The following is a 13,236-nucleotide window of genomic DNA, read 5'->3' as shown; positions in this document are numbered from 1 at the left end:
GTAAACCACCGTCCCAGTTCTGAAAACTGAAAACTGAACACTGCAGCCTGAAAACTTCTCCCGCCTTCCACGCTGGTGAAGTCGATCAAGCCCCGCCCATTTTTCAGAAATTCGGAATGGAATGGCTTTACCGGTTAGCCGCCGAACCTCGTAAGTTGTTCAAACGCTACTTTACCTACAATGGGTTGTTTGTGTGGTATTTCATGCTAAAACCATTCAAATCTACAATAAATGAATCAAGGGATTAAAAACATAGCAGTGATCATTGCTGCATTACTAATTGCTGTTTTTTTAGGGCAATGGGTGGTCACTGATCCCAAGTTAGCTGGTATAACAATCGCCATTTTTGGTGCAATTGGCTTGTTCTTTGCCTTAGGAAAAAATGTGTGGATGCTGATTTTCGTGGGTAGCAGTTTGAGCATGAGCTTCCCCTTTATTCCAGGTGGGTTCACCTCTAGGGAACTTGCGTTGCTGTTTGTGATTGGATGCTCAGTGCTATTGCTAGTGACCAGAAAGATTTCTATTCGACTGCAAATGACCTCACTTGAGTGGGTCGCCATGTTACTCTGTCTGTTTATTTTACAAGCCTACATGAGGAATCCTGTAGGAATCAATATGTTTGGTTCAGAGTATGTTGGAGGAAGACCCTATTTCAACTGTGTGATTGCCTTAATTGGTGGGGTGGTGCTCGCGTCCACTCAAACGAATTTGGCCACGATCAAGCGACTCTATTGGTGGAGCTTGCTGAGCATGGGGTTCTCGGCGTGCATTCACGTGGCTGCCCATGTTTCTGGGACAATAGCCAGCTACACGGGCAGGGTTTTCGGAGTGTATGGTAAATTAGCAGATCCCATCACGCAGGTCGATAATGGAAGGTCGGGAAGAAATTCAGGTGGGTCGAAAGTAGCACATTTTTGTTCTAGGTGGCTTGCTGCCTCTGTTAGTCCTCTGAGAGCATTATTCCATCCTCTGTGGGCGGCTGTTTTACTAGCTTCTCTTGTGGGAGCAGGGGTCAGTGGCTTCAGGAATGTGATCGCTTCCACGGTGCTGACTCTGGCATTGGCTACTTTTTATTGGGGTGGAATGCGAGCTGTCATCAAGGCTACATGCATTAGTGGTGTACTCTACTTTCTGCTGAACGTGGTGAATTTAATGACTCCTTTACCTGCAAGTATTCAACGTTCATTATCGTTCCTGCCAGGTACTTGGGAAGAACTACATATCGAAGACGCAAATGCGTCTACTGATTGGCGACTGGAAATGTGGAAAGAGGCTCTTCTAGGTGATGTCTACATCGAAAATAAATGGATCGGTGATGGTTTAGGTATTCGTCGTGATAACCTGGCTTACATGGAAGAAATGTCCTATGCTGCGGTGTTGTCAGATGAGATGTCTCAAGAACGAGCGATGATAGCAGGAGATTACCATTCGGGACCAGTCTCGACGATTGCTGTCATTGGCTATATCGGCTTAATTTTTGTGATCATAGCTCTGATCATGGTGGCGAATAGAGCGCATCGATTGATTTTACACTCTCGAGGGAAAGCCTACTTTCGAGAGGTGTTGTTCTTTTGTATTCCTATGGTGTGGCTTCCTGTTTTTTTCTTGTTCATCTTTGGCGATGTCAAATCAGTATTTGGGATTATATTTATCAATATAGGGCTGATAAGAATGCTGGAGAGAAACCGAAGCTCGTTCGAAGTCGAACACACTATCGAACCCTAATAGAGCTCGGCTTATTTTAAACTATATAAATGCGATTATACATTAATAAGCTGAAGCAAGTATTGGTCTCCAAGCTTGGCATGGACCGCGCTATCGCAGCATCATCGCTCACCCAGATGATTCGCTTCGTCACAGGGCCGATTACGATGGTCCTGATGATCAGGCATTTCACTCCTGAGGAGCAAGGCTTCTTCTACAGCTTCGCCGGTGTCATTGGACTCCAAGTCTTCCTAGAAGCTGGCTTCGCTCAGAGTATCACTCAGTTCACTAGTAAAGAATTCGCCTCTCTGCGCTTCAATACTAGTGGCGCTCTCACCGGCGATCCGGCAGCACTCTCACGCCTTCGCTCCCTTCTCGCCCAATCGAATCGCTACTATTGCTCGATGGCCGCGGTCTTAACCGTTGCCCTCTCTATCGGCGGCTACTGGTTCTTCTCTTCAAAGTCCAGTCACGGCGTTCCTTGGCACATCCCATGGTTTGTGGTCTGCTTCACTTCGGGGCTTGGTTTTCTCCTAACACCTTACTGGGCCTTTTTGGTAGGCTGCAACCGTGTCGCGCAAGTTGCCACCTACCGGTTCTGGGCCACTCTTGTTGGATTCACGGTTACAGCAACTGGACTAATCCTTGGTTTTGGCATTTATGTCGTTGTCTATGGGGCCCTGTTTAATCTGGTCTTTCCCATCGTCTATCTCACCACCCGCTGGCGGAAACTGCTATTGCAGGTCCTTCGCCCACCGGGAAAATATATCATTTCATGGCGTGAAGATATATGGGGGTTTCAATGGAGGATCGCCCTCACTTGGATGAGCCGCTATTTTCTTGAATCGGGAATTGCTCCGCTAGCCTTCCAAATCTCAGGTCCACTTATGGCAGGAAAGATTGGAATGACCTTCCAAGTAGTGCGGATGATTGGTGGAATAAGCAATACGTGGACCGCGACCAAAATTCCTTATTGGGGGGCATTAGCCGCAGGGAACCGATGGGAGGAGCTTGAGTTTTCGTGGAGAAGCGCCGCGCGTAGAAACGTCCTATTAACTTTTATCGGATTGCTAGCATTTGTCGTGGCTTTTCCATTGCTCAATAGTATATGGCCAACTGCGAGCAACAGGTTTCTTGCTATTACTGATATAGCTTATTTTTCTGTAGGTTGGTTTTTCTATTCCTTCTGGTTAGTTTCTATGCACTACACTAGAGCGTTACGGCAAGAGCCGTACACATTTCTCCATGTAGCGGTAGGACTCGTATTCTTATCTGGGTGCCTTTTGCTTTATAAGAACTTTGGTGATTCGACAATTCCCCTCATATTTTGCCTGGTTCATATAGTTCCTGCTTACATAGCTGTCAGGTTGAGAGGTAATATTAGAAATTCTCTTCTCGTTCAAAAATCGGACACATACCATGAATAATATACAAAAAAATGACCTTGGACCACATCCTGACTTTCCGGATTGTCGGGTACGCTTCGATGAGAAGTCTGGTTTTTATCGCACATTTCCTTATCCATCAGAAGTGTCTCTAGAGAAATTCTACACGAAGGAATATCGTGAAATTCGAAAGGAAGAACCAGATGAAGCGTATGTTGCGTTTATGCGTCACAGAGCAAAGGCACAAAAAGATTTTATTATTAAACACAATGCAGGACGAAAATTCGAAAAGGCGCTAGACATTGGTTGTGGCTGTGGTGAATTGTTGAATGCCCTTCAACCTCATGCCAAGTTTCTAGTGGGCTATGAAACCGATTCAATGATGGCGTCTCACGCACTTAATCATAAGCGATCTGAGTCCATTGAAATTAGCAACTCTCATTTTGTGTCTGAAAATAAATTACCTGAGAACGATCTAATAGTAATGAGCCATGTTTTTGAGCATATTCCAAATCCGGTGAGATTTTTGTCTGAACTTCGTTGTCGAGTAATGGCTCCGGGTGGGGTTCTTTTTCTGGAGGTTCCTAACGAAACTGATGAGTGGGTGAAAAAGCAAATCAAATGGGGTGTGCGAGGACTAGGTCACGTTAATTACTTTAGCCCGAAATCACTAGAACAGATACTCACTGCAGCAGGATTTGAGGGGGTGTCATCCAGTGTATGTGGGATGTCAGTTAAGAAACACATGTCGTTGCGCAGACCAAGAAATAGAGTAGTTCGTAAATTGAGAAAATATTGTTCAAAAATGCGTAAACCGAAATCAGCTTTACCCGATTACCTTGTCAGACCTAAAAACGAAAAACGAATTTATATTCAAACTATAGCAGTTAACCCATATTCATAGATGAAGTCCCTCATACCACTGGCCCTACGCATTAAAATACGACAATTTATTGATCGGCATTGGTCCGCTAGGCACTACGATAGCCCATTCTTTGGCTGGATGTGGTCTGTAATAAATTCCGACTATAAAACGTCTGGATTAAGTTTTAAACTCCCGAAGGACATGATGCCAATGGGATTTAGATCACGCTTCTTTTTCGACGTTTATGAAATTCAAGAACGTGAGCTAGCATTAAAGCATATTAAACCGAGTGACTCAATTCTGGAGCTTGGCGCGTGTATTGGTGTGGTTTCCTGTGTCTGTAACGAATTATTGGATGACAAGCAACGGCACGTCGTTGTAGAGGCTAATCCATTACTAATACCATGGCTAGAAAAGAATAAATCACTGAATAGCGCGCAATTCACAATTGAACATGCCATGTTGAGTGACTCCAGCGACGGCTCCTTTCGGATAGAAAAGTTTATCGTAAGCGGTAGCGCAAATACGACCACGGGTAAGCGAGTGACTGTACCTGTCATTAGCTTTACGGAGTCGTGCTCTAAGCATCATTTTTCACCCTCTGTTATCGTCATGGATATTGAGGGTGGGGAGCTCAATTTCATCACAGAAAATTTCTCCACTATTGAAAATTGTTCTGACTTGAGAATGATGATAATCGAGATGCATCCTTTCATAATCGGAGAAGAAGCTGTGCGGGAAGTCAAAAAACTACTTAAAGCTCTTAGATTCGAATGTCTCGAATCTATGGGGCTAGTTGAGGTATGGAAACGCCAATGAAACCTATCTGTATCATTCCTGCCCGAGGTGGCTCCAAAGGTTTACCTCGTAAGAACGTGTTGCCGCTTTGCGGACGGCCCTTACTCGCGTGGAACGTTATGGCAGCCGTGGAAGCCTACGGCGGAGATTCTGTGTTCGTAACAACGGACGACACAGAGATCGCCAAGGTAGCCATTACATATGGGGCTCGTGTGATCATGCGGCCCGCGCAATTAGCCGAGGATAATAGTAGCTCTGAAGATGCTCTCATTCATGCCTTGCAGGAAATTTGCGAACAGAATGGCTCGCTGCCCGAGAAATTCCTCTTCCTTCAATGTACCTCACCACTCACCGCAGCTCAGGATATCCGCGCAATTATGGAGACGATGGAGGGCTCTCAAGCGGACTCTGCATTTTCTGCTACGCCGTCTCATCGTTTTTTGTGGCGTCCCGATGACAATGGCAATGCCGCTGGCGTCAATCACGATTCTCGGATCCGCCTCCGCCGTCAGGACTGCGATCCTGAATACTCCGAAAACGGTGCGATTTACGCCATGCGTACGGAGGGCTTCCTGAAAAACAAACATCGATTCTTCGGCAAGACGGTTGTTCACGAGATGCCTGAAGAGCGTTCTTGGGAGGTTGATAGCCCTACAGATTTTGCCGTTGCTGAAATCCTGCTGGGAAACCGGATCAGTATGGAAAAATTCCAATTGCTTCCTTCTAAAATTGAAGCGGTAATCTTCGATTTCGATGGAGTCATGACCGACAACCGAGTCACGACTGATCAACACGGCAACGAATCGGTTGCATGCGATCGCTCCGACGGTATGGGAATCTCAAAGCTGCGTGAATCAGGTATTCGCCTATTGGTATTATCGACTGAAGAAAATCCTGTCGTGGCGGCCCGATGTAGCAAGCTAAAAATCGAATGCATCCACGGCCAATCCGACAAAGCGGCCCGTCTCAGACAATGGCTTAAAGAAGAGCAAATCAATCCAGAGAATACTGTTTACCTAGGGAACGACATCAACGATACTGGTTGCCTAGATATCGTCGGCTGCCCTGTCGTCGTCGCAGACGCATATTCGGAAGCCAAACAACACGCACTCATCGTGCTCGAAATGCCCGGAGGCAAAGGAGCAGTGAGAGAGCTGTGTGATCTTATTTTAAATGGTTCCCGATGATGGAGCAACTACGACACAACTTAACTATGAACACAACACAGACAACTTAACTATGAATACACCACCATTCCTAATCGCCGAAATCGGCTGTAACCACAAAGGCGACATGGCGATCGCCAAAGAACTCATCACCACCGCAGCCTTGTTCTGCAAGGTCGATGCTGTGAAATTCCAGAAGCGACACTCCAAGGAACTTCTGAGTGAGGAGCAATACAACTCTCCCCACCCGAATCCCGCAAACTCTTACGGGAATACCTACGGCGAGCACCGTGAAGCCCTGGAACTCTCGCTTGATCAAAATCGCGAACTCAAAGAATGGTGTGAGGAGCTAGGACTCGTCTATGCAACCTCCGTTTGGGACATGACCTCGGCCCGTGAAATTGTTTCTCTGGAGCCTAAGTTCATCAAGATCCCTTCCGCCACCAACTTGAATAGTGAGATCCTCGATTACCTCTGTAGGAATTACAACGGTGAGATTCACCTATCGGTAGGCATGACCACCCAGGCCGAGGAGTTGGCCATTGTCGAACGCTTTGAAAAGCACGGCCGCAATAAAGACCTTGTGCTCTATAGCTGCACTTCCGGCTATCCTGTTGCTTTTGAAGATATTTGCCTCCGGGAAATCACCCGCCTCCGCGAATCCTATGGCAACCGGGTGAAAAAGATCGGCTTCAGCGGCCACCATCTTGGCATCGCAGCAGACATAGGCGCACTTGCCCTTGGTGCAGAGGTTTTTGAACGCCACTTCACCATGGACCGTACCTGGAAAGGCACTGACCACGCAGCGAGTCTTGAGCCCGATGGGATGCGACGTCTCGCCCGTGACCTCCGAAACGTCAATAAGTCTTTGGCTTACAAACCAACAGAAATTCTCGAAGTCGAAGCGGTGCAAAGAGCGAAGTTGAAAATCTGAGTATTTTTTTCCAACCATTTAGAATATCCTGATCGCTCATGCGAAAAAACGGTAAACACCTTCAAAGCTATGGCTATGATGACTTCCAGGAGTTTTTGGCCAACTTTACGATGATCTCCAAAGATCCAAGATTGCTCTACCTATCGGATGCGATATTCCACCTACTTCTACCACGAGAGGCGGGGGTAGAAAAACGGTTCAAATTCGGGTGGTTTATCTGGACCCTCTCAATCTTGAAAAAACTGATCGCGGTTCAATTGAGCACCAAGGCGGAAACCCCAAACACAGAATCATCACCTCAAAGTCCATCGTACGGATTTCGGTTTCTCGACACGCCGGCACACGGGGGTAGTTTAGCTCCAATTCTGGATCAAGTCCCATTGACGAGTCGTTTACTCTATGGGCGTGAAGGCGAACCCTTGGAGCTTATGAATAGTCTCTCGATCCTTGGATGCAGGGCGTCCCTCCGGGCACTAAAAGGTGCCGTTACGACCGCCCGTAGAATCCACAGTATCGTCACACTTGTTACAAATTCGACCAATAAATATATACCAGCGGATTTCACGGCTAGAATGGCCGAATTTGTCCTCACACAGCAGCTGGTATTAACCAGTCTAAGAAAAAATCTCTGCCCTCATCAGGCCATATTTCTAACGTTTGAATTGAATCCCGAATCAAAAGCATGGGTGCAATGGGCCAGAGATTCCGGCACGCGAGTGATCCACGTCATGCATGGCCAGTCGTTACCCATCTACCAGATTACCATGGCCACCGATCTTGTATTGTTTTCTAAAGTGGATGAGCAGTGGTTTCGTGAAAGAGTCGATCCGAGTATAAAGCTGTGGACCATTGGGCACCCTCGCCTGGAAAGCACACTTGCATCTGTAGGCTTACAAGAAACTTCTACCTCACCTCGTCGGCCTCGCATCGCCTTTTTCTCTCAACCGATCGAATGCGATTATAGTCGTGAACTTCGTATGCAAGATTGGAAGATTCTCTCTGGGCTTAATGCTGCTGCAGAAGTTCGCTTCCGTCTTCATCCACGAGAAGACCGTGAAACCGCTATTCAGGATTTAAAGACTTTAGGGCTCGACTTCGTCGAACCCAGCGATGCTGGACTAGAAGAAGACCTTCGCTGGTGTGATGCAATTGCCTCGTCATGGTCAACTGTGAGCATGGAAGCTGCTGTATGCGGTAGGGGGGTCTTCTGGACCTGCTCTACACCTGAAAAATATGAGGCATCTCAGGCACTGCGGGATTACGGGATCGGCACTCTTGTCCAACAAGTTGGTGACTGGAAAAATCACCTTCAGGACTGGAAATGTGGCGGGTGGGATGCACCTGTGATGGTTCCAGAATCGAAACTGAAAAAACTTGGCATGATTGGTGACACACAAACGCCATGGGCCGAGAGGCTTGAATTGACATCGTAGACCACATCCGAGTCAAACGTCTAAGTGCGCAGTGGCATCATTCAAAATGTCTTAATAAATGGATACGTATACAGTCATGCAATCTCACACCTCAATAGGCTTGCTTTGTCATTCCTATCATGAGGAGGTTTTAATCCTGTTGTATGAAATGGTTGCGCCCTCATGCCGTAATCTGATACTTTTTTTAAGTCCTCAAGTTTACAAAAATACTGAAAAGTTATGGGCGAAACACCATCTATTAGAGCAGATACATATATTGGAAGGCAATCAAAGTTCATTTTACAATCAAGCGTTGGATCTAGCAAACAAATTAGAAGTTGGAACGTTGATTGGAACTGAAGCGCCGACAATATGTGACTTTGATTACTCGCGATATACCGGGTCACTAAACTGGGTCCTCCATGAATTGAAAGTTGATTTCAATCTCGATTGGGTGCCTCCTTGGAGAGGAAGAAAAACACGCAGAAGAAAAAAATGGACTACATATGTTCAGGCGGCTGATGGTTATTATGTCTTGTCTCCAGAGATGCTTGTGTTTGCAAAAACACACACTTCCAAACCAGTAGTCGTAATTCCAATACGTCAAGTAGATCAGGTTTTTAATGAGAAAAATCATGATCATGCACTTACCATTGTCATTAGCGGTCGAGTAAATGAATGCAAGGATTACACTCGATCAATACAGTTGATTTACGCTCTGAACGAGTCAGGCCATAAAATCAATCTCATAATGCTAGGTCGCCTAGACACAACCATCTATGGATCTAAAATCAAACATCTAGCCGATCAGGCCAATTTACGCCATCCTAAGATAATCACTTATTTTGACCACTATATTGAAGATGAAACATTTGGTGAAATCATCAGTCGATGCGACTGCCTGCTAGCTCCATTAAATCGCAACAATTCATTTTTAAATAAATGCTTTTCAAGGAAAAACTTGATAGATTATCATATCTCTAATCATATAACTGGATCATACGAGGAAGCTGTGCGTTACGGAAAACCTATCATATACCTGAATGGTTTTATGATCCACACCCAGCTCCTAAAGGGACTTTTATATACGAAAGTTCTACTCAGTTGAAAGACATACTAATATCTCTACTTCGTGATGAGCGCGCTTCCAGCAAGAACTGATGAATCAATTTCAGCAGCTCAAAAATCCAGCAGCTATCTATAGCGATTATAAAAAAATTCACGGAAGCATGAAACAACTCATAGTAAATCGCACCCACCCCCTCAGACCCTTCCTAGGGCTAATTCAAAAAACTCGGCACCTGTGTCAGTGGTATCTAGATCGCACCGCAAAACGTATATCAATTGACGGCGCGGAAGTTTCCTTCTTGGGACAATTACTTAAATTTCCACCGAAGACCGGCTTCCTCTACTCAGATGCCCTATTCTGGAAAGGGCCTGAAGCATACGAGAGAGAAACTAGTATCGTTATCGATACATTGCTTGATGGCGCGGACACGTTTCTAGATGTAGGATCCAACATTGGCATCTATTCTGTCTTTGCAAAGCTCAAGTATCCTCAAATTACCGTACACGCCTTTGAGCCTATTCCTGATATTTTCAGAAAAAACATAGCGTTTCATAGGGCGAATGGCCTTGATGTGACACTGGCGCACAACATTGGATGCGGAGACACGAACACAACCCAGCAGATCTACTTACCATGCCCTGAAAACGCTCTCGAAGAAGAGCAAACAGCAACGTTGCGCCCCGACTCTTGGCAGGCATCAAGCAATGAGATGAGGCTCATCGATATCGAGTGTGTTTCGATCGATCAATTCATGGAAGGCTACAAAAAACAGATCGGGTGCTGTTTTATGAAAATTGATGTCGAAGATTTTGAGGCTGCTGTTCTACGCGGTGCCAGTGAATTCATCACTAAGAATTCACCATTTATCCTCTGCGAAATCCTACCTCGAGAGCATGGCAATGTTGAAACCGTTGCCCTAGTCAGGAAACTGGGTTACCGAAGTTTTGCCGTAACCCGCGAGGGGCTTTTCGAGATAAAAGGCGACGACTTCAATAGACCAAGATCAATAAAAGACTTTTTGCTGATCCCAGCAGACAAGCTTGATGCAGGCATCCACTACATAGCGTTCTCCGAAATCAAACAAATTCGCTAATAGGTCTGTCTAGCGGATTCAGCTGCAATACGTCACTACAAGCAGTTCATTCGCATCGGCGACCATCAGGTATGGCATACATCAGCCGTCCGCAAAATTAGCGGCCCTGCAAAACCACGCTTCACGATTGGTTTTGGTTAATCACCTATTGTTTGCCGCGTCTACATTCACAAAGCATCGAGCTATGGGCGTGGGTGTTAAAACAGTCATTAAAGCGTGTCTTCACACGTTCTTAGAAGAGCTGCTCACAGGCTCGCTTCCTACGATCACCGCATCGAATTCGAATGAAAATCGCCTTACTCACCACCGACAACCGCGAGCAGCAGAAGCGCTACGATCTGGAAATGCCATTTTTCGGCACGGCTCCGACAGCGCTTCTCGCAGGGATGGCATTGCTACCTGAAGAAGTTGAAGTCCACGTGATATCGTGCTCGAAAAGAAAAATGAATGCCCCCGCGAAGCTGGCGCCTAACATCTTCTTTTACCAGCATCGTTCCTCATCTCGGCTGGGGGAGGTCCGCCTTTGCTGGCTGTGCCATGGCAGTAAGAAGGCAGATACGAGAGATTAGACCCGATATCGTCCATGGCCAGGGCACTGAACGGGACTGCGCAATGAGCGCGGTTTTTTCAGGGTACCCAAACGTCCTTACCATTCACGGGAATATGAGGGCTCTTGCACTTCGTCCAGAGTTGCGAGCTAGTCGCTATTACAAAATGATATCAGTACTGGAGTCGTTTTGTCTCCGACGTACCGCGGGAGTGATCTGTAACTCCGCTTATACGGAAGACCTTGTTAGCCCCCGAGCTCGCCGCACATGGAGAGTACCAAATGCAATCCAGTCGGAGTTCTTTCAAGTGAGTAATTCTCTCTCGAGAGGAGAAGTTCCTCAAATTCTAAATGTGGGTACAATCACTCCATGGAAGTGTCAGCTTGAAGTACTCATAGAAATCAGGCTCTTATGGCAGCAGGGTTACCGATTCAAAATGTTATTCGCTGGCGAATTGTCCACCTCGAGCTCTTATGGGAAGGACTTCCATGAAGAACTTCAACGAGCGGAAGAAGCAGGTTATGCCACTCATGTTGGCTTTCTTGATGTTCACGGACTCATTGAATTGATGGACCAGTCTCATGCAATGATCCACTGCCCTTCGGAAGAGGCATTTGGGCTGGTTGTCGCGGAAGCTATGGCAAGGGGGCTCAAATTTTTCGGGTCCAATGTCGGAGGCGTCCGTGATATCGCATGCATGATTGATGAAGCTGAACTTGATTCGGATATCTGTAATCTTATGGAACAAGTACGCTTGTGGATTGAAAGCGGAGCTCCTCGGTCGGACTCTTTGAAGGAAAGGATGGCCAGTCTTTATCACCCCAGAGTCATCGCTGAGCGCCATATAGAAATCTATAAAGAGGCTCGATCTAATAAACGTCTATCATGAGTCTACGATCACTAGAAATTCGACCCACAGATGTCTGATCTTGGATTTTCCTGCTTTTTGTCTCGTGACGGACCGTAATATGAAAGCCTGACTGGAGGCGTTCATGTTGGCTCCAATGACAGGGAACCGTTTGAAACTTTCACAGAGCTATATAATAGTATCGCGAGCTAGACTTGCAGCATTTCAAAAGATACTTTATCGAAGGCTTCTTGAGGAAAAGCAGTTATTCACGCGGTTTTCCATACTCTTTACCCGACTTATAATTCCCGCACATCACTCATGAAAGTTCTTATCGATTCCTCAGGCCTCCCATTTTCTCTAGCTCACGGTGGAGCAACAACCCAGGTTGTGGAAACTGTGAATGCATTGCGTGAAATCGGAGTTGACGTTGAATACGCTCGCTGGTGGGATAGCCATCAACATGGTGACTTAATTCACGTTTTTGGGACACCAAGTAAGGCCTACATTGATTTTGCTCGAGCTAAACGCATACCGGTGATTAATACCACTTTGTTTACTGAGACTTGCAACAGGTCTCCAGAGAACCTCCGTATACAGGGACTTATGGTGTCAGCCCTGTTGAAAATACCAGCAATACCACCATGGGGAGCGATTCGCTCCCAACTCAAGTGGAGTTCATACAAAGCCTGCGACCTCAACATAGTCGGACTAAATGTGGAGGCTGATGTGTTACGTAAGGTATATTCGGTCCCAGATGAAAAAATAAAACTCATACCACTTGGACTATCTCAGCATTTTCTCAAGGCTAGTCACGGGGAACAATTAAGCGACAGTCTTATCACGACAGGCACGATCACTGAACGCAAGCGCTCCCTAGAATTGGCAACAATGGCCAAAGCTGCCAAAGTGCCGGTCCATTTTATAGGTAAACCTTACGATGAGGATGGGGCTTACTGGAAAAGTTTCAAAGCCTTGATCGATGACAAGTATGTGATGCATACCCCTCATACCGAAAGTGTGGATGAGATGGTTCGATTGCTGAAGCAATCCAAGGGCTATATACTCTATAGTGACTATGAGAATTGGTGTTTATCTGCCCATGAAGCCATCGCCTGTGGAATTCCTATATTGATCCCTGATCAGCCATGGAGTCGCGAGTTGTTCGGTGACCAAGCCAGTTATCTTCTTCCAGGAAAGATAGATGAGAACACTCTGCGATTAAAAACGTTTTACGACTCTATCCCATCGCTCAAAGCACCAGACATCAGTCTTTATTCTTGGAACGATGTAGCTCGCCAATTGGTTGCAACTTACGAGGGAATACTCCAAACTCCATCTTCTTAACCACTAACTAGAACGGCGCAGGTCCATGTTGAATTGGAAATTCAAGGTTTCGTTCAAATTAAATGCTA

The 13,236-nt window shown here is 46.1% G+C and carries 13 protein-coding genes; all 13 read left to right on the top strand.

The window, feature by feature from the left end; all coding sequences use genetic code 11:
• Window positions 1-26 precede the first annotated feature (26 nt).
• Window positions 27-248 (top strand): WecB/TagA/CpsF family glycosyltransferase, encoded by a 222-nt coding sequence (locus BSZ32_RS20295; protein ID WP_105042594.1) that lies wholly within the window; start codon window positions 27-29, stop codon window positions 246-248.
• Entirely contained in the window at window positions 232-1,725 is a 1,494-nt protein-coding gene (locus BSZ32_RS05970; RefSeq protein ID WP_105042593.1) for a hypothetical protein, read from the top strand. Before BSZ32_RS20295 ends, BSZ32_RS05970 begins: the two co-directional genes overlap by 17 nt.
• 29 nt (window positions 1,726-1,754) lie before the next feature.
• Window positions 1,755-3,131 carry a polysaccharide biosynthesis protein gene (locus BSZ32_RS05965; protein ID WP_105042592.1) on the top strand — a complete coding sequence of 459 codons (1,377 nt, stop codon included), beginning with the start codon at window positions 1,755-1,757 and terminating at the stop codon, window positions 3,129-3,131.
• Complete coding sequence (locus tag BSZ32_RS05960; protein WP_105042591.1) at window positions 3,124-3,993, top strand: class I SAM-dependent methyltransferase; 870 nt, start codon at window positions 3,124-3,126, stop codon at window positions 3,991-3,993. The genes BSZ32_RS05965 and BSZ32_RS05960 overlap by 8 nt, the downstream gene beginning before the upstream one ends.
• Entirely contained in the window at window positions 3,994-4,773 is a 780-nt protein-coding gene (locus BSZ32_RS05955; protein WP_105042590.1) for an FkbM family methyltransferase, read from the top strand.
• Window positions 4,770-5,939 (top strand): acylneuraminate cytidylyltransferase, encoded by a 1,170-nt coding sequence (locus tag BSZ32_RS05950; protein WP_165788675.1) that lies wholly within the window; start codon window positions 4,770-4,772, stop codon window positions 5,937-5,939. Before BSZ32_RS05955 ends, BSZ32_RS05950 begins: the two co-directional genes overlap by 4 nt.
• Before the next feature lie 52 nt (window positions 5,940-5,991).
• The gene (locus BSZ32_RS05945; protein ID WP_105042588.1) at window positions 5,992-6,852 is read left to right on the top strand and encodes an N-acetylneuraminate synthase family protein; all 861 of its coding nucleotides are present in this window, start codon (window positions 5,992-5,994) and stop codon (window positions 6,850-6,852) included.
• 38 nt (window positions 6,853-6,890) lie between these two features.
• Window positions 6,891-8,285, top strand: a complete 1,395-nt coding sequence (locus tag BSZ32_RS05940) for a hypothetical protein (protein ID WP_105042587.1) — start codon at window positions 6,891-6,893, stop codon at window positions 8,283-8,285.
• Window positions 8,286-8,343: 58 nt separating this feature from the next.
• On the top strand, window positions 8,344-9,372 hold the full coding sequence (locus tag BSZ32_RS05935; RefSeq protein WP_105042586.1) for a glycosyltransferase: 1,029 nt from the start codon (window positions 8,344-8,346) through the stop codon (window positions 9,370-9,372).
• 259 nt (window positions 9,373-9,631) lie between these two features.
• A complete protein-coding gene (locus BSZ32_RS05930; protein ID WP_206018736.1) occupies window positions 9,632-10,426 on the top strand; it encodes an FkbM family methyltransferase in 795 nt (264 codons plus the stop codon).
• A 284-nt stretch (window positions 10,427-10,710) separates the two neighbouring features.
• Window positions 10,711-10,995 (top strand): hypothetical protein, encoded by a 285-nt coding sequence (locus BSZ32_RS19655; RefSeq protein WP_240610572.1) that lies wholly within the window; start codon window positions 10,711-10,713, stop codon window positions 10,993-10,995.
• Window positions 10,964-11,863 carry a glycosyltransferase family 4 protein gene (locus BSZ32_RS19650; protein ID WP_338066234.1) on the top strand — a complete coding sequence of 300 codons (900 nt, stop codon included), beginning with the start codon at window positions 10,964-10,966 and terminating at the stop codon, window positions 11,861-11,863. The genes BSZ32_RS19655 and BSZ32_RS19650 overlap by 32 nt, the downstream gene beginning before the upstream one ends.
• 279 nt (window positions 11,864-12,142) lie before the next feature.
• A complete protein-coding gene (locus BSZ32_RS05915) occupies window positions 12,143-13,168 on the top strand; it encodes a glycosyltransferase (protein WP_105042582.1) in 1,026 nt (341 codons plus the stop codon).
• The last annotated feature ends 68 nt before the right edge of the window (window positions 13,169-13,236 follow it).

This window comes from Rubritalea profundi, from assembly GCF_002954445.1.
In the GTDB taxonomy this organism is placed as follows: domain Bacteria; phylum Verrucomicrobiota; class Verrucomicrobiia; order Verrucomicrobiales; family Akkermansiaceae; genus Rubritalea; species Rubritalea profundi.
Note: the sequence above shows the minus strand (reverse complement) of the source record. Positions and strands in the feature narration are given on the sequence as shown.